19 protein-coding genes are annotated in these 22,889 nt (G+C 58.2%); 8 read left to right on the top strand and 11 right to left on the bottom strand.

The window, feature by feature from the left end:
• Positions 1-9 precede the first annotated feature (9 nt).
• The 3 genes from C7H10_RS11590 to C7H10_RS11580 are packed head-to-tail and all read right to left on the bottom strand — an operon-like array spanning position 10 to position 3,394.
• The gene (locus C7H10_RS11590) at positions 10-1,341 is read right to left on the bottom strand and encodes an N-acetylmuramoyl-L-alanine amidase (RefSeq protein WP_061331580.1); all 1,332 of its coding nucleotides are present in this window, start codon (positions 1,339-1,341) and stop codon (positions 10-12) included.
• Entirely contained in the window at positions 1,338-1,835 is a 498-nt protein-coding gene (tsaE, locus tag C7H10_RS11585) for a tRNA (adenosine(37)-N6)-threonylcarbamoyltransferase complex ATPase subunit type 1 TsaE (RefSeq protein WP_106694983.1), read from the bottom strand. The genes C7H10_RS11590 and tsaE overlap by 4 nt, the downstream gene beginning before the upstream one ends.
• Entirely contained in the window at positions 1,832-3,394 is a 1,563-nt protein-coding gene (locus C7H10_RS11580; RefSeq protein WP_106694982.1) for an NAD(P)H-hydrate dehydratase, read from the bottom strand. The genes tsaE and C7H10_RS11580 overlap by 4 nt, the downstream gene beginning before the upstream one ends.
• A 131-nt stretch (positions 3,395-3,525) precedes the next feature.
• Between C7H10_RS11580 and queG the strand changes: the two genes are divergently transcribed.
• The gene (gene queG / locus C7H10_RS11575) at positions 3,526-4,620 is read left to right on the top strand and encodes a tRNA epoxyqueuosine(34) reductase QueG (protein WP_106694981.1); all 1,095 of its coding nucleotides are present in this window, start codon (positions 3,526-3,528) and stop codon (positions 4,618-4,620) included.
• Here the strand turns inward: queG and orn are convergent.
• Positions 4,610-5,152, bottom strand: coding sequence for an oligoribonuclease (orn, locus tag C7H10_RS11570; RefSeq protein WP_058092077.1), 543 nt, complete (start codon positions 5,150-5,152; stop codon positions 4,610-4,612). The genes queG and orn overlap by 11 nt on opposite strands.
• Positions 5,153-5,572: 420 nt before the next feature.
• Here orn and rsgA point away from each other — a divergent pair, with 420 nt between their 5' ends.
• Positions 5,573-6,628 carry a small ribosomal subunit biogenesis GTPase RsgA gene (rsgA, locus tag C7H10_RS11565; RefSeq protein ID WP_061331584.1) on the top strand — a complete coding sequence of 352 codons (1,056 nt, stop codon included), beginning with the start codon at positions 5,573-5,575 and terminating at the stop codon, positions 6,626-6,628.
• 33 nt (positions 6,629-6,661) lie between these two features.
• On the opposite strand, the gene motB is transcribed toward rsgA, so the two are convergent.
• Together motB and motA are read right to left on the bottom strand one after the other, a co-directional pair.
• Positions 6,662-7,621 (bottom strand): flagellar motor protein MotB, encoded by a 960-nt coding sequence (gene motB, locus C7H10_RS11560; RefSeq protein WP_061331585.1) that lies wholly within the window; start codon positions 7,619-7,621, stop codon positions 6,662-6,664.
• Positions 7,622-7,653: 32 nt separating this feature from the next.
• A complete protein-coding gene (gene motA / locus C7H10_RS11555; protein WP_061331586.1) occupies positions 7,654-8,505 on the bottom strand; it encodes a flagellar motor stator protein MotA in 852 nt (283 codons plus the stop codon).
• A gap of 187 nt (positions 8,506-8,692) precedes the next feature.
• On the opposite strand from motA, the gene asd reads away from it, so the two are divergent.
• The gene (asd, locus tag C7H10_RS11550) at positions 8,693-9,559 is read left to right on the top strand and encodes an archaetidylserine decarboxylase (protein WP_061331587.1); all 867 of its coding nucleotides are present in this window, start codon (positions 8,693-8,695) and stop codon (positions 9,557-9,559) included.
• An 8-nt stretch (positions 9,560-9,567) separates the two neighbouring features.
• On the opposite strand, the gene epmA is transcribed toward asd, so the two are convergent.
• The gene (gene epmA, locus C7H10_RS11545; protein ID WP_106694980.1) at positions 9,568-10,539 is read right to left on the bottom strand and encodes an EF-P lysine aminoacylase EpmA; all 972 of its coding nucleotides are present in this window, start codon (positions 10,537-10,539) and stop codon (positions 9,568-9,570) included.
• Positions 10,540-10,546: 7 nt separating this feature from the next.
• On the bottom strand, positions 10,547-11,122 hold the full coding sequence (gene efp / locus C7H10_RS11540; RefSeq protein WP_058092083.1) for an elongation factor P: 576 nt from the start codon (positions 11,120-11,122) through the stop codon (positions 10,547-10,549).
• Between the two features lie 45 nt (positions 11,123-11,167).
• Here efp and epmB point away from each other — a divergent pair, with 45 nt between their 5' ends.
• The 3 genes from epmB to C7H10_RS11525 all read left to right on the top strand — a co-directional run bounded on the left by epmB (position 11,168) and on the right by C7H10_RS11525 (position 16,455).
• Positions 11,168-12,271 (top strand): EF-P beta-lysylation protein EpmB, encoded by a 1,104-nt coding sequence (gene epmB, locus C7H10_RS11535; RefSeq protein ID WP_061331589.1) that lies wholly within the window; start codon positions 11,168-11,170, stop codon positions 12,269-12,271.
• A gap of 178 nt (positions 12,272-12,449) precedes the next feature.
• Positions 12,450-14,261 (top strand): GTPase, encoded by a 1,812-nt coding sequence (locus C7H10_RS11530; RefSeq protein ID WP_106694979.1) that lies wholly within the window; start codon positions 12,450-12,452, stop codon positions 14,259-14,261.
• 109 nt (positions 14,262-14,370) lie between these two features.
• Entirely contained in the window at positions 14,371-16,455 is a 2,085-nt protein-coding gene (locus C7H10_RS11525; protein WP_061331590.1) for an EAL domain-containing response regulator, read from the top strand.
• 63 nt (positions 16,456-16,518) lie between these two features.
• On the opposite strand, the gene serB is transcribed toward C7H10_RS11525, so the two are convergent.
• Together serB and parC are read right to left on the bottom strand one after the other, a co-directional pair.
• On the bottom strand, positions 16,519-17,751 hold the full coding sequence (serB, locus tag C7H10_RS11520) for a phosphoserine phosphatase SerB (protein ID WP_061331591.1): 1,233 nt from the start codon (positions 17,749-17,751) through the stop codon (positions 16,519-16,521).
• Positions 17,744-20,050 carry a DNA topoisomerase IV subunit A gene (gene parC / locus C7H10_RS11515; protein WP_106694978.1) on the bottom strand — a complete coding sequence of 769 codons (2,307 nt, stop codon included), beginning with the start codon at positions 20,048-20,050 and terminating at the stop codon, positions 17,744-17,746. The genes serB and parC overlap by 8 nt, the downstream gene beginning before the upstream one ends.
• Positions 20,051-20,270: 220 nt before the next feature.
• On the opposite strand from parC, the gene C7H10_RS11510 reads away from it, so the two are divergent.
• Positions 20,271-20,507 (top strand): hypothetical protein, encoded by a 237-nt coding sequence (locus C7H10_RS11510; protein WP_061331593.1) that lies wholly within the window; start codon positions 20,271-20,273, stop codon positions 20,505-20,507.
• Positions 20,508-20,620: 113 nt separating this feature from the next.
• Entirely contained in the window at positions 20,621-22,258 is a 1,638-nt protein-coding gene (locus tag C7H10_RS11505) for a methyl-accepting chemotaxis protein (protein ID WP_106694977.1), read from the top strand.
• Between the two features lie 33 nt (positions 22,259-22,291).
• On the opposite strand, the gene C7H10_RS11500 is transcribed toward C7H10_RS11505, so the two are convergent.
• A complete protein-coding gene (locus C7H10_RS11500) occupies positions 22,292-22,873 on the bottom strand; it encodes a YceI family protein (protein WP_106694976.1) in 582 nt (193 codons plus the stop codon).
• Between the last annotated feature and the right edge of the window lie 16 nt (positions 22,874-22,889).

Raw genomic sequence — 22,889 nt, 5'->3', positions numbered from 1 at the left:
ACCTCTTGATCAGGATGAGGGGATGCGAATGGTTTGCCCTACCATAACACGATCATCGGTCATCCCGTTAAAGCGCATTAACTCGCTGACGGTGGTCTGGTTCTGCCGGGCCACACCAGACAAGGTGTCACCCCGCTGGATACGGTACCGGCTAACCTGCCCGCCACCTTTCTGATTTTCCTTCTGCCAGGCCAATAGCGTGCCCGGTGGAGGCGTTCGCTGAAAATACTCGTGAATACCGTCCATGATGGCGTTGGCCAGTCGATTGCGATACCACTCGGTGGCCAGGTTCTGCTCTTCTTTCGGGTTCGAGATAAACCCGGCTTCCACCAGTATTGACGGTATATCCGGAGACTTCAGAACCGCGAAGGCCGCCTGCTCAACACCGGGCTTGTGCAACTTGGCAACACCGCCCAACTGCCCCAGCACAGAGCTCCCCACCCCGAGACTGGCATTGATGCTGGCGGTCATGGAGAGATCCAGCAGAACACCCGCCAGCATATCGTCGCGACCGTCCAAAGACACCCCACCAGCACCGCCAATCAGATCAGAGCGATTCTCGCTTTGGGCCAGCCAGCGCGCGGTTTCACTGGTCGCTCCCCGCTGGGACAGGGCAAATACCGATGCGCCACTGGGTTGAGGTGTTCTGAAGGCATCTGCATGCACCGAGACGAACAGATCCGCGTTGTACTTGCGCGCCAGCAAGGTGCGATTGCGCAACCCGATGTAATAGTCCCCGGTGCGGGTAAGTTTGGCGGTAAAGCCCGGCTGCTTGTTGATCAGATCCGCCAGGGTTTTGGACATTCTGAGCACAACATCTTTTTCCCGGGTACCTCTGGGGCCGATAGCGCCTGGGTCTTCACCGCCGTGGCCCGGGTCGATCACGATGATGATATCCCGCTTGCCGGCTGAATCCTGAGTCACCGTGGGGCTGGCAGCCCGTTCGAGACGGCTGCCCTTCTCGTCAATCAGGTCGACCACCAGCCGGTGCCCGTATTGCTGATTGGGCTCCAACACGAAACTGCGGGGCTTGATGTCGCTTTTCAGATCCAGTACCACCCTGAGGTCGCTGCCATTGCGCGGTGCGCTGCGGATCCGCTCAATCGGACTGCCACTGAGGTCCACTTTGCTGAAATCCGCTTTCAGGGAGGTATTTTTCAAGTCGATTACCAACCTCGAGGGCCCGGATAGCGCAAACACGTTGTGCTCCACACTACCGGCAGTATCAAGGACGAGGCGCGTGTGGTCAGGCGCGGGCCAGAGCCGCACGCCTTCAATCTGGGTAGCAGCCTGAGCGAGGTTAGCCGCCAGAGCCACCATCAAACACAGAAAAAGTCTCATGAATCAGGCCCTATCAGCTCTATTTGATTCAACAGGGAGGCGCCGAACTCCGATCGGGCACGCAGTACTACCGACCGGCCTTCTCCCTGCCGTTCCAGGTGGATTTCAAGATCTGGCTCTGGCAGAACACCCTCTCCCCGCTCCGGCCATTCAATCAGACAGAAACTGCCGCCCGAAAAGTAATCGCGGATTCCCATGTACTCAAGCTCCTCGGGATCGCCCAGACGGTAAAGGTCGAAATGGTATACCGGCGGGTCCAGGTCTTCATAGGGCTCCACAAGGGTATACGTTGGGCTTTTAACCGCTCCCACATGCCCGAGCCCTCTCATTACACCGCGGCTCAGAGTGGTTTTCCCCATGCCCAGATCGCCATCCAGGAACACCATAATGCCCTGATCGGATGCCTTCACCAGCCCGGCAAGCTCACCGCCCAGGCGCTCTGTTTCCGCTTCACTCTCCAGAAACAACCGGCGTTCATTGCCGAAAATGCTCATAACGCCTCCTGGTCGTCACGGCTGTTCACCTTTTCTGCTTCCCACAGCACCTTTGGCAAGGCGCTGATTACATCCGTGGGCGTCAGCCCCATATAGCCATAAGTCTGCACCGCCTGGTCCGCCGCGGCCAGATGCAGAGCCGCAGCCATTGTCGTGGCCTGCTGGGGGTCCTTCAGCTGTGCCAGCAACGCGCCGGCGATGCCGGACAAAACATCGCCCATGCCCCCGGTCGCCAGGCCCGGATTACCACCAGGAACAATCACCGGAAGTGCCGAGCCACTGGCGATAACGGTACCCGCGCCTTTCAGCAACACCACCCCGCCCAGCATGGTTTGCAGCCGGCGGGCTGCAGACACCCGGTCCGCCTCAACGCCTGCGACATCACAACCCAACAACCGCGCCGCCTCGCCGGGGTGTGGCGTCAGTATATGGCTATCAGACACCACGGGCACTCGCCCGGCCATCAGATTGAGCGCGTCGGCATCCAACACCCGCGGCAGCCCGCTTTGTTCAACCTGTTGCAGCATCTGCTGCCCCCAGGCCAGCCTGCCCATGCCAGGACCACACACCACCACATCGGCCCTGGCCAATAATGGCGGCAATTCTGAGCCATGGATCAACCCGTGCACCATCAAGGACGGGCAGCGGGCAAGCGCAGCCGTAACATGTTCCGGGCGGGTAGCCAGGGAAACCAGCCCAGCTCCGGCCCGGGACGCCGCTTCGGCCGCCATGATACCGGCACCACCAAAACCCCGGTCACCGGCAACCACCAACACGTGGCCAAAGCGCCCCTTGTGGGCATCAAGCGGACGGACAAGCAGCTGCTCCTTGCACTGGGCCCAGGACTGCAACCGGGCAAGTGGTCGCTGGCCACTGCCAGAGATATCATGCCCGGTGTCAAGAGCCTCGAACACTACCTCACCACAAACACCAGCGCCGACCCCCGTGTACAAACCCGCCTTGGCGCCAATGAAGGTCACCGTTACCTTGGCCTGAATCACATCACCAGCGGCAGAGCCAGTTGTGGCATTCAGGCCGGACGGCAAATCCAACGCCAATACTGGCAAACCCGATTCATTAACCCGCCGAATCACACCTGCAAAGGGCTCCCGGGGCGTACCCGTCACTCCTGTACCCAGCATCGCATCCACCACCAGGGTTGCAGACGCCAGATGTTTTTCCAATCCGTCTTCGCCCAGTTCGCCGATATCTTCAACACTGACACCTTCCGCACGGGCCCGGTTCAGCGCGTTAAGTGCGTCCCCGGCCAACTTACCCGTCGGTGCTACCGCAATGCACCGGGCGGCGATGCCATGCCTGTGAGCATTCGCAGCCACCAAGTAGCCATCGCCGCCGTTGTTACCAGCACCGCAAAGCACCAGAATCGACCCGGGGACAGGCCAGTGACGCAACAACTGGCGAAAGGCCGCCCGGGCAGCGGCCTGCATCAACTCAAAGCCATCAACGCCTTGCTGATCAATCAGGTAGCGGTCAATTGCTCGCACCGAGTCGGCGGAGTAGAGCGCTTCTGGTAGACTGCTTGCATTGCGTATTGGCATTCGCCAAAGCTCCAGCTAAAGAAACCGGTTTAAGAAAACTGGCCAGATACCTGTAAAGAATAGCAAAACAGGGAAAAAGGTCATAACTTAATCAAATTAAATCTTCGCAGGTTACACAGCCGACTTCTCCCATGACGTCAAACCCAGAGCTCCGCTCCGAGCGGCCCGAACATGAGGCACTGCATGCCCTGCCCGACCAGATCCGGGCCTGGGCCAGCGAGCTCGGCTTTGCCGACGCCGGTATCACCTGCGCTGATACCGGGCCCCACGCCGAACGCCTGCAACAGTGGCTGAAAGCCGGCTACCATGGCGACATGGCGTATATGGCAGACCACGGCGACAAACGCTACACCCCCGACTCACTGGTGCCCGGTACCACCCGCGTTATCTCAGTACGGATGGATTACCTGCCCGCTCCGGACAATCCGAAGCAGGTACTGACTAACCGCGAAACCGCCTACGTGACTCGTTACGCCCTGGGCCGGGATTACCACAAACTGATGCGCAAACGGCTGGCCACCCTGGCGGCAAAGATTGATTCCGCGGTCAGCGGCTACGACTACCGAGCCTTCGTAGACAGCGCACCGGTTCTGGAACGCGGGCTCGCCCAGCGGGCTGGGCTGGGCTGGATTGGCAAGAACAACATGCTGATTCACCCCAAAGCCGGTTCATTCTTCTTTCTGGGTGAAATCTTTACCAGCGCTCCGCTGCCGGTGGACGAAGCCTTTGACAGCCAGCATTGTGGCTCCTGCTCCGCCTGCCTGGAGGTATGCCCTACCGACGCCTTCGTTGGCGCTCACTTACTGGATGCCCGCCGCTGCATCAGCTATCTCACCATTGAACTCAAGGGGCCCATTCCGGAAGAGCTGCGGTCAAAGATGGGCAATCGGGTATTCGGCTGCGACGACTGCCAGCTGGTTTGCCCGTGGAACAAATTCAACAAACCTACCCGGGAAAACGACTTTCAGCCCCGGCATGGCCTCGACAATAGCAGCCTGGCCGAGCTTTTTCTGTGGACGGAGGACGAGTTCCTGAAGCGCACCGAAGGCTCGGCCATCCGCCGAACCGGTTATGAAAACTGGCTACGCAACCTGGCGGTCGGGCTGGGCAATGCCCCGAGCACCATTCCGGTGATCGAGGCACTGAAACAGCGGGCCGACCACCCTTCCGCGCTGGTGCGGGAGCATGTGGCCTGGGCGCTGCAGCAACACGGCATCACAGCTTGAAGAAGGTCTCCCGGTAATGGCGAAGTTCGTCGATGGAATCGCGAATGTCGTCCAGGGCCAGGTGGCTGCCTTTCTTTTTCACGCCATCAAGTACATCCGGGCGCCAGCGGCGGGCGAGTTCCTTGATGGTGGAGACATCCAGGTTACGATAATGGAAGAAGGCTTCCAGCTCGGGCATATACTTCACCAGGAAGCGGCGATCCTGGCCGATGCTGTTACCACACAGCGGTGATTCGCCGGCGGACAGGTACTGTTTCAGGAAGGCCAGGGTTTCTTGCTCCGCTTCGGCTTCGGAGGTTTTGCTATCTTTCACCCGCTGGGTCAGGCCGCTGGCGCCATGGGTGTTGGTGCACCATTCGTCCATGGCATCCAGCAGGCTGTCTGGCTGGTGAATGGCAATGACGGGGCCTTCAGCCACCAGGTTCAATTCTGAATCGGTAATTATCGTGGCCATTTCGATGATCCGCTCTTTCTCCGGATCCAGGCCGGTCATTTCCAGGTCTATCCACACTAAACGGTTGTGGTTGGGCATTGTTTATTCCTATGCGGTTTAGTTTGGGTGCTGGTGGAGGTGCGGTGTGGCTTTTCGGAAACCGCTACGAGCACATCCATGTGCGCTTCTCTCAGGCCATCCATGGCCTTCGAAATTTCCGAAAAGCCACACCACACCTCCACATCCATGCTTATTGCTGGCCGCATGTCGAATTGAAACCCACTTTGTAGATCGGGGTGCTGGCCGGGGACACCTTTCCGGGAGTGTCTGAAGCCATGGATGGCTTCAGTCAAGCGCACAGGGATGTGCTCGTAGCGTCTCCCGGAAAGGTGTCCCCGGCCGGCACCTGCACCCAAGTCGGGATCCAGACGGCCATGTGCAAAAGTTTAGAAACTCTGCCCATTGTCCATGATTCACGTATCATGTGTCACACCACTTCCCCGGAACATTTGAGAGCCGATGGCCAAAAGAAAACTGAACAAACGCCAACAGTGGCGCATCGAGAAAATCCAGAAGGAACGCACCGAACGGCTGAACCGAAAGGAAAAAGCCGTGGAAGCGCAGGCCGAAGCCGGCGAACTGGGGCCTGAACAGGAAGGCCTGGTGATTGCCCACTATGGCCAGCAACTGGATATCGAAGCGCTGGAAGGTGACGACACCGGGCGTGTGTTCCGGTGCTTTGTTCGAGCCAACATCGACAACCTGGTGACCGGTGACCGGGTGGTGTGGCGGCCCGGAAAAAGCGAGACCGGGGTGATCGTAGCGCGCTGTGAGCGCAACAACCTGCTGCAGCGGCCGGATAACTTCGGCGCCTTGAAGCCAGTGGCGGCGAATATCGATCATATTATCCTGGTGATTGCACCGGAACCGGAGCCTCACGACAACCTTATCGACCGCTACCTGGTGGCCTCGGAAAGCTCCGACATTCCGGCGGTTATCCTGCTGAACAAGACCGATCTTATTACCGACCAGAACCGGGCCCAGATTGATGCGCTGCTGGGTCGCTATGAAGCGCTTGGGTACCAGGTGGAGCGTACCTCTGCCACTGCCTGCGCCGGGCAGCCTGCGCCAGAGGTGGAGTCACTGGTCCGGGACAAAACCAGCGTTTTCGTGGGCCAGTCGGGGGTGGGCAAGTCATCCATCATCCAGACCTTGCTGCCGGATGAACTGCTCCGAGTGGGCGCGGTATCCGAAAGTACCGGCAAAGGCGTACACACCACAACCACGGCGAAGCTGTTTCACCTGCCGGGCGGCGGCGACCTGATTGATTCTCCGGGGATTCGGGAGTTCGGTTTGTGGCACATGACCCCACAGGAAGTGGAGTATGGTTTCCGGGAAATTCGGCCGCTGATCGGGCTTTGCAAGTTTCGCAACTGCCGCCACATGGGAGACCCCGGCTGCGCGCTTGATGCGGCAGCAGAGGCCGGAACGGTGTCGAGGGAACGGCTGAAGAGTTTTCACCGGATTCTGCAAGATATGGCAGAACAACAGTCCCGGGGGCTGAGAATCACCTGAGGCAACAGCCCCGCGCACGGCGCCAGCGGAACGTTACCAGTTCAACTCTCCGGGCGCCGGTTCCGGCCGCTCCTCGAACCAGTCTCCCCGCTCCAGTTGCTCTCTCGCTTCCTGCTGCTGTTCTTCCGTCGGCTGGGTGAGGTCAATCAACGGCTGATCTGACCTGCCCGCGCCGGTTTCAATACTGTCAGCGGCTTTTTTGTTGAGCACGATGATCGAGATCCTGCGGTTCACCGGGGCTGTCGGGTTTTCCTTGTCAAACAATACAGAATCACTCAGCCCCACCACCCGGGCAATCTGCTGAAGACGCACGCCGCCGGCAACCAGGGCTCGCCGGGCCGTGTTGGCACGGTCTGCCGACAGCTCCCAGTTAGTATAACCGGGCCGGCCAACAAATGGCGTGGCGTCGGTGTGTCCGGTAATGCTGAGTTTGTTATTGACCGAACCGAGAGTTCGGGCCAGCTCAAACAGAATGTCCTGGGAATAGTATTTGAGTTCAGCACGCCCACTGTCGAACATCGGGCGGCCAGAGCGATCAACAATCTGGATTCTCAGCCCCTCATCGGTGATGTCGATCAGCAATTGATCCTTGAATTCCTGCAAGGTCTCGCTTTGCTCAATCCGCTCCTGGAGCTCCTGGAACAGCTGTTCCATGCGACGCTGTTCGAGCGTGTCAGCCAGTTGGTCAACCACTTCGTCCTGGATCTGGACAGGGCTTGATTCGATGTCCTGGGTCGCTTCGTTGATAACCGATGCACTACCCCCCAGGTCCACCGGGCTGCGAGCACCGCCTTCCATGAAACCGACAGGGTCTTTGAAATACCCCTCAACCGCCAGTTTCTGTTCGGGAGACGCTGTGGCCGTAAGCCAGAGAACCAGAAAGAACGCCATCATGGCGGTGGCAAAGTCTGCAAAGGCCACCTTCCAGGAGCCACCGTGATGGCCCCCGACCACTTTTTTCTTGCGTTTGATGATGATCGGCTGTTCTTCCACAACTCAACTCCGGGCGATTGGGACGCAGCTCGTCACTTCGAACGAACGTGGTCGTTGAGTTCCTGGAAACCAGGTCGTTTATCCGTGGGTAACGACTTGCGGCCGAATTCAATGGCCATCTGGGGCGCCTGACCAGACACCGTCGCAACGATAGCCGATTTCACACATTCATAAGCCTTCAGCTCGTACTTGGCTGAGTGTTCCATGGAAATCGACATGGGGCCGACAAAGCCATAACCCATCCAGATACCCAAGAACGTACCGACCAGAGCCGCTGCCACACTCAGGCCGATTTTCTCGGGCCCCTCGGTGAGAAAGTTCATGGTGATGACAATACCCAGTACCGCCGCCACGATACCAAGGCCCGGCAAGGCGTCGGCAATCTTGTTGACCGCGTGAGCGGGCTCTTCCAGCTCATGCTGACGACTATCGATCTCGTTTTCCATCATGCCTTCCAGCTCATGGGGCGCCATGTTGCCGGAACTGATAATGCGAAGGTAGTCGGTGATGAAATCCAGAAGATCGCGGGATTTCATGATGGCCGGGTAACGGGTGAAGATCTGGCTGTTTTCCGGGTTGTCGATGTCCTCCTCAATGGCCATGACCCCCTGCTTGCGAGATTTGTCGAACACTTCATAAAGCAGGCTGAGCAAATCCATATAGTAGGATTTGTTGAACGGCGAGCCGGTCAGCAACCGCATGAAGCCCTGCCCTACCTCCTTCACCGTGTGCATGGGGTTGGCAATGATGAATGACCCAACCGCCGCGCCGCCGATGATCAAGATCTCGGTCGGCTGCCACAGCACCATCAAATGACCACCGTGCAGCACGTATCCGCCCAGCACACTCGCAACAACTATCACCGCACCAATAATCAGCAGCATGAAAAGATATACGCCTTTTGTTATCTCGTTAACGACCGAGGTCAGTCACGGGTTCTCCACCCCGACCGGGGCGAGCTGTGCCCTGATAATAGCAAGGCTCTGAACGAACAGCGAAGGCGTGAAACAATTTCTATACACGGGGCCGCTTTTGTTACACTGCCGCCTCTGTTCTTACCGAGACTTATTGATGTTTGACAAACTGTTCGTACTGAGCCAATACATTACGCCCCAACGCGCTGTCTCTCGCCTGGCAGGTCGCCTGGCAGACAGCACGAGCGCCCCGGCCCTGAAAAACCGCGTTGTTAACTGGTTTATCGGCCGCTACGGCGTAAACATGAGCGAAGCAGCTGAGTCAGACCCTACCGTCTATCCATCGTTCAATGCGTTTTTTACCCGCGCCCTCAAACCCGGCGTGCGCACTGTGGCGGAAGGCAGCGATGTATTTGTCAGTCCGGTCGACGGTACCATCAGCCAACTCGGACAGATCAGTAACGACAGAGTTTTCCAGGCCAAGGGCCAGTCCTTCGGCCTGACGGAAATCCTCGGCGGTGACGACAGCCGGGCTGAGCCGTTCCGCCACGGGGAGTTCAGTACCATTTACCTGTCGCCCAAAGACTATCACCGCATTCATATGCCCATGGCCGGCACACTGCGGGAGATGGTCTATGTTCCGGGCAAGTTCTTTTCGGTGAACCCGGTTACCGCAGCGCATGTTCCCAACCTGTTCGCCAGAAATGAACGTGTTGTCTGCATTTTCGATACCGAGGCAGGTCCCATGGCCCTGGTTCTGGTGGGTGCGATGATCGTAGGCAGCATGGAAACCACCTGGGCCGGCGTAATTGCGCCGGAACCTGCACAGATAACCCGCTGGGTTTATCGGGGCGAAGATGCGATCAGTTTTGAGAAAGGTGAGGAAATGGGCCGGTTCCGCCTGGGCTCCACGGTTGTCCTGGCAATGCCCAAGGGCGCGGTAACCTGGGATGCCAATCAGGTTCCTGGCAAAAGCGTGCGCATGGGCGAAGCGTTTGGCAGGGTAGGCAGCAACAACACCTGAGACCTGGCTCAGGCCCGCTCGACCGGAAACGCCAGCACGTCTTCTATCCGCTCAGCCCCGGTTTTCAGCATCAGCAAGCGGTCCAACCCCAGGGCCACACCGGAACACTCGGGCAGCCCGGCGTCCAGGGCTGCCAGAAAACTCTGATCAACCGCCATTTCCGGCTTGCCCGCGGCTTTTCTTCGCCGGTTGTCCTGTTCGAACCGGGCTCGCTGCTCAACCGGATCGGTCAGCTCCCAGTAACCGTTGCATAACTCAAGCCCGTCGATGTAGAGCTCGAATCGATGCGCTACCGGGTAGCCATCGTCGTCTGAGACAACCCTGGCCAATGCTGCCTGGCTAGCCGGATACCGGGTAATGAACACCGGCCGGCCCCGCCCCAACAACGGCTCAACCTTGAAGCTCATCACCAGGTCCAGGCAATCATCACGCCCCATGCCGGCCAACTGCTCCGGCTCCAGCCATTGCTGACAGTACTGGTACAGGTCGTGATCCGTGATGGCCATCGGATCGATGCCGGCTAGCGTTTGCTGGGCCTCACGGTAGGTCAGCACATCCGGGCGATCACATCCCAGCCAGCCACACACCAGGTCAGCCACTTCGGCCATCATCGCCGTGTCGTCCAGGCCCACCCGGTACCATTCCAGCAACGAAAATTCGGGGTTATGGCGGCTACCACGCTCGCCATTACGAAACACCCGGGCAATCTGATAGATACATCCCGAGCCCGCCGCCAGCAGGCGTTTCATGTGATATTCAGGGGAGGTCTGCAACCAGCCGCCAGAAACTCCGGCAGCGTTGACGGCCGCCGCGATACCGTCGAGGTTGATATCGGTGACGCCATGCCGTCCGAGCACCGGCGTTTCGACCTCCAAAACACCCCGCTCTGCAAAAAAGCCGCGCACCCAGGCTAGCTGTTGTGCACGGCTTTTCAGATGCTCCCGCGAGGCAGAAGGCTGCCAGACAGGCTGATCGGTCATTGTCGGATCAGCTGCTCTTGACGCGGTTAACGTACTCGCCAGAGCGGGTGTCTACTTTCAACACCTCACCAATGGTGATGAACAAAGGCACGTTCACCACGGCACCGGTCGACAGTGTCGCCGGCTTGGAGCCGCCCTGGGCGGTATCTCCCTTCATGCCCGGGTCGGTATCCACCACTTCCAGCTCAACAAAGTTTGGCGGTGTGACCGTCAGCGGCGCGCCGTTGTACAGGGTCACGGTGTAAACATCCTGCTCTTTCAGCCACTTGACAGTGTCGCCCACGGCCTTGGCATCGGCAGCGTACTGTTCGAACGAGCCGTCGGTCAGCATGAAATGCCAGAACTCACCGTCGGTGTACAGGTATTCCATGTCCTGGTCCATCACGTCCGCGGCTTCCAGGCTCTCGCCGGATTTGAACGTACGCTCCCAGACCCGGTTGGTCATCAGGTTACGCAGTTTAACGCGGTTGAACGCCTGCCCCTTACCGGGCTTGACGAACTCGTTCTCCAGCATGATACAGGGGTCGCCATCCAGCAAAACTTTGAGACCGCTGCGAAATTCGTTGGTAGAATATGAAGCCATGAAATGTCCACCTGACAGACTGTCGTTAAAATTTCAAAGGTCGCTATGATACAGCGAACCCCTGCCCGTATAGAAGCCCGTAACGAAGAGCCATCATTGATCGCTACCGAACCGCGTCGACAGCCCCACAATTGTGCTAAAGGCTGGCAACAGATTCTGGCAGAATCCGTTACCTGCCCGGAGCAGCTGCTTGGGCGTCTGAAGCTGCCGGCAGAGCCCTGGCTCACGGGTGCCAGCGCGGGCCACCACCTGTTTCCCGTGCGGGTGCCCGAGCCGTTCCTACGGCGAATGACTCCGGGTGACCCCAATGATCCCCTGTTGCGACAGGTACTGCCGCTGGCGGAAGAATCGCGACAACAAGCAGGGTATGTGCGCGATCCGCTGCAAGAGAACAACGCCATCCAGACCACAGGGCTGATCCGCAAGTACCAGAGCCGGGCACTGCTGATGGTAACGGGCCAGTGTGCAATCAACTGTCGCTACTGCTTTCGCCGCCACTTCCCCTATGAATCCCAGCGGCTCGGTCCGGACGACCGCCAGCAGGTTCTGGCGACCCTGAATGCCGCCCCCGAAATTAACGAAGTGATCTTCAGCGGTGGTGATCCACTGGCAGTGAATGATCGGCTACTGGCGCAATGGGCCGAAGCCCTGGCAGGCATACCGCATATCAAGCGCCTGCGAATACACAGCCGGCTACCGGTCGTTATTCCGCAACGGGTGTGCGACGCCCTGCTGGGCTGGCTTGGCAATTCGCCACTTCAGAAAATCCTCGTGGTGCATGTGAATCACCCGGCAGAGCTAGACTCAGACACACGAAAAGCCTTTGCGCGCCTTCGCGAAGTGGGGGTGACCCTGCTCAACCAGAGCGTGATCCTGAAAGGGGTCAATGACTCAGCCAGCATCCTGGCCCGGCTGAGTGAAGACCTGTTTGATTCGGGCGTTATGCCCTACTACCTGCACGCGTTTGATCCCGTTGCCGGCGCCCATCACTTTGATGTCAGCGACCAGGCGGCGGCAGCGCTGGTTCGGGCGCTTATGACGCGGCTGCCGGGCTTTCTGGTTCCAAGGCTGGTCAGGGAACTGCCCGGGGAAACCAGTAAAACCCCTATTTTCACAGGCGATAATCAGGCCAACATCAGCGTAACGTGAGACATGTCGCAAAAGCGGTCCCACTTACACTTGTCAAAGATTGTCAACTCATGATCTTCTCGCTTTTTGTTATTGGTTTGCTATCTTAAAGTTCTATAGGTAAAGACAATAAAAGCATGTATTTTCGACACTTTCGGTCGATACATACTCAAAGCGACTCAAACACTGGCGTGAGATCATGGAAGGCAATATTCTGAAACCTGAACTGAAGGTTCCTGAACAGAAAACCGCAAGCCTGTCGTTTTGCGATACGACACCCAAGGCCTTTCGTCTGTGGATTGACCAGCTACCGATGGCCAACATCGGTGAGGCATCCCGCCAGCTTTACCATGCGATTATTGAACTGAACCACCTGTTTCTGGCGCCGCAGCAACGAATGCAGTTCCTTGAGCTGGTTCGCGAGAAAATTCATTTTGTCTGCAACGAGTTGTCACGCCACTTTCTGGGCCTGGCCATCGCCCTGCCCGAGAAGCAGCGCAAGATTGCCAACCTGGCCCAGGCCCTCCAGTTGCACCTGGCCAGCGGCTATAAACTGTGTGTGCTGGAATATCTGGATAACGGCGGTCTGGAAAAAAATCGCCGCCACGTTGCCGCCGCCGCTCACCGCGCCATATCCGAGCTGGGCGCCACGATTGTCCGTTCGCATCAGCTCTACTGCCCAAGCCCGGCCCTGAGCTGGCTGGAGTGCCACCGTCTGTACCGGTTTGCGCATCGGAACAAACTGGCCGCACTGGAAATCGATGACGACACCCTGACCCATCGCCGCGCCAGTACTGTGGCCGACAGCTACAAACGCATTCTCCTGCTGGGCTGCGCCCGCCCCAATCAACTGCGTCAGGCCGAGTTGACTCAGGTTTACGAGCTGTTCGAGTCCTGGACCGAGTTCTGCCAGTGCGGCCCGGACATTGGAACTGACAGCCTGTTCGTGATCAACATGGAGCTGGACAACCCGCCAGTCTACCGGAGCTTGCTGGAAAACAAACCGGGGGACGAAAGCTTCGGTTTTGACACCAAAGATCTTTCCACGCAGCTGGCCGAGGTGCTGCACGCCAGGCGCAGCCACGAGCAAGATGCTACGCGGCTACAGGTATCGCCCAAAATCAGCGACACCCTGCTGACACATCTCAGCCAGGCGCTGGGTATTCTGGCCAAGCGGAATTTCAACCGCATTTCCAGCCAGGGCACGCTGGAGGTCTGCGTCGGCCTGACGGCCACCCACTATTTCGTAGCTGGTGAAAAGACCTTTGCCGAGTTCCTGAACGGTAACGAAACCATTGATCCCGAGCAGGAAAACCGGTTTATCCGCAATGCCAACCGGAACACGGACGCCTGGGCCGGAGCCCACGACGCGGGCCCAAGTGAAGACAGGCTGCACGCGGCCGACGCACCGATCAACTTCAAGTCGGGTACCGGGGCCGCCATACCCACGGGACAGGAGAAGAGCCGCCCCCGCTCCCATCATGCCCTGCTGATCAACACCAGCCCGGGTGGCTACTGTGTTGCCTGGGAAACCAATGTACCATCCTCGCTGCAGGCGGGTGAGATTCTTGGGGTACGTGAACAGAAATCCCACCCCTGGAGCATCGCCGTGGTGCGCTGGCTGCGTCAGGTCCGGAATCAGGGCACCCAGATCGGCATTGAGCTGCTGGCCCCAAGCGCCGCACCGTGCGGGGTAAGGCTGATCCAGAAGGTGGGCAACAGCAGCGAATACCTCCGGGGGCTGCTACTGCCGGAGATCAGTGTGGTTAATCAGGCCGCTACCCTCATAACCCCGAGACTGCCCTTCCAGAGTGGCAGTCGCATCTCATTGCTGCACGATGGCCGGGAAGATCAGGGGCAGTTGCTCAAGAAGGTCTCTGCCACCGGCAGCATCAGCCAGTTTGAACTGAAACTGCAGAATCCGGCGGCCCTGGCCAGTCCGAATGGCGCCCCGCCATCAACGCCCGGCGCCACGGAAGACGAATTCGACTCCCTGTGGCCATCACTGTAACGCCAAAGGTCGGAAAGACTGTGAACCACGGCTACTGCCAGGGTTGTTATTGATCGCCAACCCCTGCATCATTCAGCGGAAGTGACCGTATCCATGAGAAGTCTTACGAATGCAGAAAAAAAACGCGACCGTACACCTGCTGATTCTTGATCCATCTCAAAATGATGCTGAATCCATGGTCAGCCTGCTCCGCAACTCGGGCAAGGCCACCCGGGCACACCGTATAACCTCGGAAGAAGATCTGGAAGAAGCCCTGAAAACCAGTAACTGGGACCTACTGTTGGCCCGGGACCTGGAGCAGGAGTTCGGGCCGGATGACGCCCTGGCCATGGTCAAGCGCATGGACAAGGACATCCCCTTCGTTCTCCTGACCGAGGAAGTCAGCCGGGAAAGAACGGTGAACATTATCCGGGCCGGCGGACAGGATGCTGTGCCGTTCGAGTACAAGGATCTGCTCGTGCTGGTGGTGAAACGCGAATTGGCCGCCCTGGAAGAGCGCCGCCGTCGTCGGGTTCTGGAATCCCACCTGCGTGAGGCCGAACAGCGCTGCCAGCTGCTTCTGGAAAGCTCCAAGGACGCCATCGCCTACATCAACGATGGCATGCACATCTATGCCAACCAGTCCTACATGGAGTTCCTGGGCTACGACGACATTGATGACCTTATCTGCATTCCGGTTCTCGATACCCTGACCCCGGAAAGCCAGGACAAGTACAAAGACTTCATGAAGGCCTTTGCCGATGATGGCAAGGACGGCATGACCCTGAACTGCACCGCACGCCGCAGCGACGATCAGGAATTGAACGTAACCATGTCTGTCTCTGCCGCCACTTATGATGGCGAAGCCTGCACGCAGATCGTATTGCAGCCGGAACACAGCGATGCCGAGCTGGAAGAAAAGCTCAAACAGATCAGCAGCCAGGATCTGCTCACGGGCCTGTATAACCGTCAATACCTGATGGACGCTCTGGCCCAGGCCATTGCCAATGCCGGCAAGAACAACCAGACCGGCGCCCTGGCCTACATCGCCCTGGACAACTTCATAAGTATGAAGGGCCAGGTCGGTATCGCCGGTGCCGATCTGTTGCTTGGTGATCTGGCCTCGCTGCTAAAAGAACAGGCCGGCGAGGAAGTGACGCTGGCCAGGCTGAGCGATGATGCCTTCTGCCTGATGTGCCTGCCCTGCGATGAGAAACATATGGAAGGCATTGCTGAGCGGGTCCGCAAAGCGGTTGAAGATCATCTGTTCGACATCAACGGCAAGACAGTACCGCTGACAGTGTCCATCGGCATAGCCGCGATCACGGAGAATTCGCCCAAGGCAGAGGAACTGATGGGGCGTGCCCATACCGCCTCCGCCGAGGTGAAGAAGCTCGAGGGCCATGAACGTGGTAACGGGATCGTGGTCTATAATCCCGCCCAGTACGAAAGCCTGGATGAAAGCAACTCGGTTGAGGCTATCCTCAAGGCCCTGGACGACAACCGCTTCCGGCTGCTGTTCCAGCCTATCATCAACCTGCGGGGTGAGGGCGAAGAGCATTACGAGGCCTTCGTTCGCATGCTCGACAAAGACAACGAGGAAGTCTCTCCCTACGACTTCCTGCCCCCCATGGGGCCGAGCGATACGGCCATCAAGATTGACCGCTGGGTGATCCTGCAAACCATCAAACAGCTGGCAAGCCACCGGTCACGGGGTCATGACACCAGGCTGTTCCTGAACATCACCGCCGAGACACTGCAGGACAAAACCTTTACGCCCTGGCTCAGCGTTGCCCTCAAGGCGGCTCGCCTGCCGGGAGACTCACTGATTTTCCAGATCCGCGAAGGCGATGCCAACAACTACATGAAGCAGGCCAAGGAGTTCACCAAAGCGGTACACGAACTTCACAGTAAGGTATCCATTGCCCAGTTTGGCTGCGCCCTGAATCCGTTCAACACGCTCAAGCACATTGACGCCGACTACGTGAAGATTGACGGCTCCTTCACGGAAGAAATCCAGAAGAGCGATGAAGCCAAGGAGCAGGTCAAGGAAATGGTCAAGAGCCTGCAGAATGCCGGCAAGCTCACCATCATACCGCTGGTAGAGAACGCCAGTGTACTGGCAACGCTGTGGCAGGCCGGGGTGAACTATATCCAGGGTTATTACCTGCAGGCACCAGTACCGGAGATGAACTACGACTTCGGGGACCACTGACCGGACGCCAATTCCGGATAGAGGAAAAAGGGGCGAGGTGTCAGAACCTCGCCCTTTTTGCATTCACAGGCTGCTGTTCTGGAGGGTCTGATTGGTATCACTTTCGCGAAAACCGATCAGGTACAGAATGGCGTCCAGGCCCAGGGTGGAAATGGAGTGCCGGGCCGATTCCTTGACCAGCGGCTTGGCACGGAAGGCCACGCCCAGGCCCGCCTGGCTCAGCATCGGCAAGTCGTTGGCACCATCACCCACGGCGATGACCTGCTCCCTTGAGATATGCTCTTTTTCGGCAATCTCGAGCAGCAGCTCGGCTTTGCGCTTGCCATCCACAATCTGGCCTTTGACCTGGCCGGTCACCTTGCCGTCGACAATGTCCAGTTCGTTGGCATACACGTAGTCAATGCCCAGTTTCTGCTGCAGGTGGCGGGCAAAGTAGGTAAAGCCGCCAGAGAGAATCGCAGTGCGGTAGCCCAGCGCTTTCAGGCTTCGGATCAGGTGCTCAGCCCCCTCTGTCATACGCAGCCGACCGGCAATACTTTCAAGCACCGACTCATCCAGGCCTTTGAGCAGCGCCAGCCGCTCGGCGAAGCTCTGGCTGAAGTCCAGCTCACCTTGCATGGCCCGCTCGGTTATTTCCGCAACCTGCTCGCCCACGCCGGCCTCATGGGCCAGCTCATCGATCACCTCGGCCTCAATCAGCGTGGAATCCATATCAAACACCACCAACCGGCGGTTTCGCCGGAAAATGGAGTCTTCCTGGAAGGCGATGTCCACGTTCATCTCACCGGCAATATGCAGGAAGTCCGCCCGAAGTTGTTCCAGGTCTGACGGCGTCCCCCGCACCGAAAACTCGACACAGGCAATGCGGTTCTCCCCCTGATTGAGCGACGGGCGTGCAGAAAGGCGGGTAATGTTGTCAATGTTCAGCCCATGCCGGGCCGTAATGGCCGATACCCGGGCAATCTGTTCGGCCTTGATGTCACGGGATAGCAGGGTAACGATGTAGCAGGCCCGGTTACGCCCTTCGGCCCATGCCTGGTATTCCTCCACCGTGATGGGGGCAAAGCGCACCTGAAGGTCCAGGGCATGCAGTCGAAAAAGAACGTCACGGATCACCGGGGACGATTTCGACTCATCCGGGATCTCGATCAGTATGCCCCAGGTCAGGTGGTCGTGAATCACCGCCTGGCCAATATCCAGAATCCGGACATCGTACTGCCCCATGATCCCGGTGATCTCCGAGGTCAATCCGGGCTTATCTCGCCCGGACACATTTACCAGAACCAGCTCACTCACTGTCGGCGCCCTCCACGTCCTGAGCTTCTTCCTGGGCACGGGCCGCAGACGGAATCACATCAATGCCGTCTACCCGCTGGAGCCCTCTGGGCAATTTGTGACCACGCCGGCCACGCTCACCAAGATAATGCTCCAGATCTGCAAAACGCAGACCCAGTTTGCGTTTGCCGGCCTTCACCTCCAGTTGGTCTTCTTCACCGAAGACGGCGGCAGCCACCACATACTCCTCACGATTCTGAACGCGGGCAGAGGGAATGCTGATGATCTTGTTACCCTTACCCTTGGCCAGTTCCGGCAATTCGCTGAGCGGGAACACCAGCATCCGCCCCTCGTTGGATATAGCCGCCAGGTAAAGGGTTGTTGCTGTCTCTGGGATCAGCACAGGGGGCATGATTCGGGCCCCTTTGGGCACAGACACCACCGCCTTGCCAGCTCGATTCTTGCTGATCATGTCGTTCAACGAGGTCACGAAACCATAGCCGCCGTCGGTGACCAGCAGCGCTTTACGCTCCGGATTTCCCATCAGCAGGCCAGAGAAGGTCGCCCCGGACGGTGGGTTGATCCGGCCGGTAAGAGGTTCGCCCTGCCCTCGGGCAGACGGCAGACTGTGAGCCATGAGCGCATAGGCACGCCCAGTGCTGTCGAGGAAGATGGCCTGCTGATTGTTTCTGCCCCTGGCAGCCAGCGCAAAGCGGTCGCCAGACTTGTAACTGAGCCCGGACGGATCAATGTCGTGCCCCTTGGCAGCCCGCACCCAGCCTTTCTCCGACAGCACCACAGTGACCGGGTCGTTGGACACCAGGTCAATCTCACTGAAGGCCTTGGCTTCTTCACGGGCGACGATCGGAGAACGGCGGTCATCACCGTAGGTTTCGGCATCCTGCTGCAGTTCGGTCTTGATCAGCTCGCGCAGGCGGTCTTCCGAGCCCAGAATGGCCTGCAGCTCATCCCTTTCCGCGGCCAGCTCGTCCTGCTCACCACGGATTTTCATTTCCTCGAGTTTTGCCAGGTGGCGCAGTTTCAGCTCAAGAATGGCTTCCGCCTGGTCGGCCGACAGGCCAAACCGGGACATCAGTACGGCCTTGGGCTTGTCTTCGGTACGAATGATCTCAATCACTTCATCGATGTTGAGATAGGCAATCAACAAGCCTTCAAGGAGGTGTAACCGGGCCAGAACCTTGTCCAGGCGATGTTGCAGACGGCGAGTAACCGTGGTTTTACGGAACGCCAGCCACTCGGTCAGAATCTGGCGAAGCCCCTTCACACCCGGGCGGCCGTCATTACCAATAACGTTGATGTTAACCCGGTAGGTTTTCTCCAGATCGGTACTGGCAAACAGGTGCGCCATCAAGCCATCCAGGTCGACCCGGTTAGAGCGGGGCACAATCACCAGGCGGGTAGGGTTCTCATGGTCGGATTCATCACGCAGGTCCGCCACCATGGGCAGTTTCTTGCCCTGCATCTGCTGGGCAATCTGCTCCAGCACCCGGTTACCGGATACCTGATGTGGCAGATCGGTAATCACGATCTCGCCACTTTCACGAACCCAGCGCGCTCTCATACGCAGAGAGCCGCGGCCGGTTTCATAGATCTGCATCAGATCCTTGCGGGGGGTAATAATTTCCGCATAGGTGGGAAAATCCGGCCCCTTGATGTGTTCACAGAGCTGGTCAACGGTGGCTTCCGGGTCATCCAGCAAGCGAATGCAGGCGGCGGTGACCTCTCGCACGTTGTGCGGCGGAATATCGGTGGCCATGCCCACGGCAATGCCGGTGGTGCCGTTCAGCAGGACATGAGGCAACCGGGCTGGCAGAACGGACGGCTCCTCCATGGTGCCATCAAAGTTCGGCGCCCAGTCCACGGTTCCCTGCCCCAACTCACCCAGAAGAACATCGGCAAAGGCAGCCAAGCGGGATTCGGTGTAACGCATGGCGGCGAACGATTTCGGGTCGTCCGGCGAGCCCCAGTTACCTTGACCATCCACCAACGGGTAGCGATAGGAGAACGGCTGCGCCATCAGCACCATGGCTTCATAGCAGGCGCTGTCACCATGGGGGTGGAACTTACCCAGCACATCACCAACGGTACGGGCAGATTTCTTGTACTTGGAGGTGGATTTCAGCCCCAGCTCCGACATGGCATAAACAATCCGACGCTGCACCGGCTTGAGCCCATCCCCTACGTTGGGCAATGCACGGTCCAGGATCACATACATGGAGTAGTCGAGGTAGGCCTTCTCGGTATAATCCCGTAGCGATACCCTTTCGAAACCTTCATCCGTTGTCTGAAACTCTGGCATAGATGCCTCTTTGCCTTAACTGCCTGTTTTGAAATGCGGCTTTGATGCAGCCCCGATAACCCGGCACAAACACCGGGCAATGTGGCGCACATTATATGGACGCAAGCAACGATACACCAATTTCCAATAGCGGAATTCCCGCATGGAGAGTCTGTAAGGTGCACCGTATTCTCGCCACAGTGAATAGAAAGCCGTTTTATCCCCTGACAAGCGGAAACCTATGAAACCCAATCTCAAAGCCTGCGGGCACGCCCTGGTGACAGCCTTGGTGAACGCCACCCTGGCCGTCGCGCTGATGCTGCTGGTGGAATTCGCCATCAGTGGATCATTCCAGATGCCGGAGCCTTACCTTTGGGCCGGTCTGGTCATTGGCGTTGTCATCTTTATCGCCCAGTTCTGGCGCCAACGGCATCTGTGCCGAACCAGTGAACAATCCGGCAACGTGCAACAACCCTGATTCGTCATCAAATCCTGAGCTAAATCAAGATTCCACCCTCATGTTCAGGGTGACAACGCCCCACCCCCTGCTACGCTTAGCCTCTAGAGCAACAACAATAATCTGGAGGCTGAATGAACGTTTTAAACAATCTGGGGTTGCGCACCAAGATCGCCCTGCCCTTTTTCATCACCGCTCTGGCATTGGTTGTCGCCGGTGGATTCGGCATGCTGACAGCCAAAAACCTGGTGGAAAGCACTGAAGATATTGCCGTTACCTTCCTGCCGTCGGTTGCCGAAATCCTCAACGGTGACCGCGACCTGTATCAGGCTTTAGTTGCTCAGATGATGGTGGTCGACCAGACCCTGAATGGTGAAGACACAACAGACGCCATCGCAGATTTCGAGGAGAACGTGGAGCAGGCACGCCGGCGTTTTACCGACAGCGTAGCGCGGCTACGGGGCACAGGGATCAGCTCTGTGACCGGGGGCTTTGACCAGGCCTTTGACCAATGGGAGCGCTCTGCGCGCCAGGTTCTGGCACTGGCAGAGCGGGGGGACGGAACACAAGCCAGAAACCTTGCCGCCACTGAAACCATCGGGCTGTTCCAGCGGCTACGGGCATTCTACGACAGGGCCGAAGGCCATGCGGATGAACAGGCCCAGATTCGCTATGCCGAAGCCCGCGCCGAAGGCACTTCCAGCACCGTAACCATTACCGTTATCACGGTCGCGGCCATCGTTATCAGTATTGCCCTGTTCCTGATTTTCCTCAGACTGATCATCCGATCCATTCAAGCCCTGCGCAGCCAGCTCGATAATATTGCCCAGGGTGAAGGCGACCTGACCCAACGAATACCGGTGGCCGTGGAGGACGATCTGGGGCAACTGGCCAGGAGTTTCAATCAGGTACTGGAGAACCTTCAGGGCATGATCGGCTCAATACAGACCCTGAGCCGGGATCTGGGCCAGGGCGCCACTGAACTGGCGTCTGCTGCGCGGGACAACAACGAGGGCGTTACCCGACAGACCGATTCGATATCCATGGTGGCAACGGCCATCAATGAGATGCAAAGCGCGATCGAAGAAGTTGCCGGGAATGCCTCAAGGGCGGCCGAGATCACCCGGGAAGCAGACCTCAAGGGGCAGAACAGTGCCGAAATCATCCGGAATTCATCCAGGCAGGTGCACCGGCTGGCGGCCCAGATCTCCAAGGCGGTTGGTGTGATCCGCAAGCTGTCTGATGATTCTGACAACATCACCTCGGTTCTGGATGTGATTCGCGGTATCGCCGAACAAACCAACCTGCTGGCCCTGAACGCTGCCATTGAAGCCGCAAGAGCCGGTGAGCAAGGCCGGGGCTTTGCGGTGGTGGCGGATGAGGTGCGAACGCTCGCCCAACGCACACAACAGTCCACCGAGGATATTCAGACCATGATCACAGCACTGCAGACTGGTGTTTCGGATGTGGTCAATGTGATGGAAACCGGCAGTAAAGAAGCAGCTGAGACAGAAAAACTGGCCACCGAAGCGGAGCAGGAACTGCAAGCCATTCTGGAGGCGATCTCCAATATCACCGATGTAAACACCAGCGTGGCATCGGCCACCGAAGAACAAACCCAGGTTGTGGACGAGATCAATCGCAGCATTACCGAAATTAACGACTTGGCCGCGGCCAGCGCTGAGCGCTCTCGTGCCATCGATGGGATCAGCGAGTCACTTAAGGACTATGCTTCAGAACTGGAGCAACAGACAGGCAGGTTCCGGGTTTAACCCCGGAACCTGAGACAGAGGTTTCAATCAGGATTACTGACGAATGCCTTCGATGGAGATCTTGATTTCAACGGTTTCAGAGGCTTCACCCAGATCCATCGGAATACCGAAATCCTTCAGACGAAATTCGGTCTCGGCCTCAAAGCCCATACGGTAGCCGCCCCAGGGGTCTTCACCGTGGCCAAGCATTTCGGCTTCCAGGGTGATCTCACGGGTCACGCCGCGCAGGGTGAAGTCGCCGATGATATCAGCCTCGCCGTCGTCATCCACAACCACCCGCTTGCTTTTGAAGGTGGCCTGCGGGAACTCACTCACGTGCAGAAAGTCCTTGCTGCGCAAATGCTTGTCGCGCTCGGCGTGGTTGGAGTCCACACTGGCCGTGTCGATTGTAACGGTGACCGTGCTGTTCTCCGGGTTCTCGGCGTCGTAGACAAATTCGCCGTCGAAGTCGTTGAACCGGCCATACAGCCAGCTGTAGCCAAGATGGGAAATCTTGAAGGTGATGAACTGGTGGGCGCCCTCTTTATCAAAGGCATAGGTGCCGCTGTGTTCGCTGGCATTGGCAGTGCCAATCAGTGCCACTGAAACGGCGGATGCGAGCAAGAGTTTTTTCATGGTCTTCTCCCTGAGT

It is taken from the genome of Marinobacter shengliensis (assembly GCF_003007715.1).
In the GTDB taxonomy this organism is placed as follows: Bacteria; Pseudomonadota; Gammaproteobacteria; order Pseudomonadales; family Oleiphilaceae; genus Marinobacter; species Marinobacter shengliensis.
Note: the sequence above shows the minus strand (reverse complement) of the source record. Positions and strands in the feature narration are given on the sequence as shown.

Coding starts and splice junctions, on each gene's coding strand:
- C7H10_RS11500 (WP_106694976.1), bottom strand. CDS start 22,873: ATGAAAAAACTCTTGCTCGCATCCGCCGTTTCAGTGGCACTGATTGGC.
- C7H10_RS11510 (WP_061331593.1), top strand. CDS start 20,271: ATGAAACCCAATCTCAAAGCCTGCGGGCACGCCCTGGTGACAGCCTTG.
- asd (WP_061331587.1), top strand. CDS start 8,693: ATGTTTGACAAACTGTTCGTACTGAGCCAATACATTACGCCCCAACGC.
- C7H10_RS11530 (WP_106694979.1), top strand. CDS start 12,450: ATGGAAGGCAATATTCTGAAACCTGAACTGAAGGTTCCTGAACAGAAA.
- C7H10_RS11505 (WP_106694977.1), top strand. CDS start 20,621: ATGAACGTTTTAAACAATCTGGGGTTGCGCACCAAGATCGCCCTGCCC.
- C7H10_RS11580 (WP_106694982.1), bottom strand. CDS start 3,394: ATGCCAATACGCAATGCAAGCAGTCTACCAGAAGCGCTCTACTCCGCC.
- rsgA (WP_061331584.1), top strand. CDS start 5,573: ATGGCCAAAAGAAAACTGAACAAACGCCAACAGTGGCGCATCGAGAAA.
- motA (WP_061331586.1), bottom strand. CDS start 8,505: ATGCTGCTGATTATTGGTGCGGTGATAGTTGTTGCGAGTGTGCTGGGC.
- C7H10_RS11590 (WP_061331580.1), bottom strand. CDS start 1,341: ATGAGACTTTTTCTGTGTTTGATGGTGGCTCTGGCGGCTAACCTCGCT.
- epmA (WP_106694980.1), bottom strand. CDS start 10,539: ATGACCGATCAGCCTGTCTGGCAGCCTTCTGCCTCGCGGGAGCATCTG.
- tsaE (WP_106694983.1), bottom strand. CDS start 1,835: ATGAGCATTTTCGGCAATGAACGCCGGTTGTTTCTGGAGAGTGAAGCG.
- C7H10_RS11525 (WP_061331590.1), top strand. CDS start 14,371: ATGCAGAAAAAAAACGCGACCGTACACCTGCTGATTCTTGATCCATCT.
- queG (WP_106694981.1), top strand. CDS start 3,526: ATGACGTCAAACCCAGAGCTCCGCTCCGAGCGGCCCGAACATGAGGCA.
- orn (WP_058092077.1), bottom strand. CDS start 5,152: ATGCCCAACCACAACCGTTTAGTGTGGATAGACCTGGAAATGACCGGC.
- efp (WP_058092083.1), bottom strand. CDS start 11,122: ATGGCTTCATATTCTACCAACGAATTTCGCAGCGGTCTCAAAGTTTTG.
- epmB (WP_061331589.1), top strand. CDS start 11,168: ATGATACAGCGAACCCCTGCCCGTATAGAAGCCCGTAACGAAGAGCCA.
- parC (WP_106694978.1), bottom strand. CDS start 20,050: ATGCCAGAGTTTCAGACAACGGATGAAGGTTTCGAAAGGGTATCGCTA.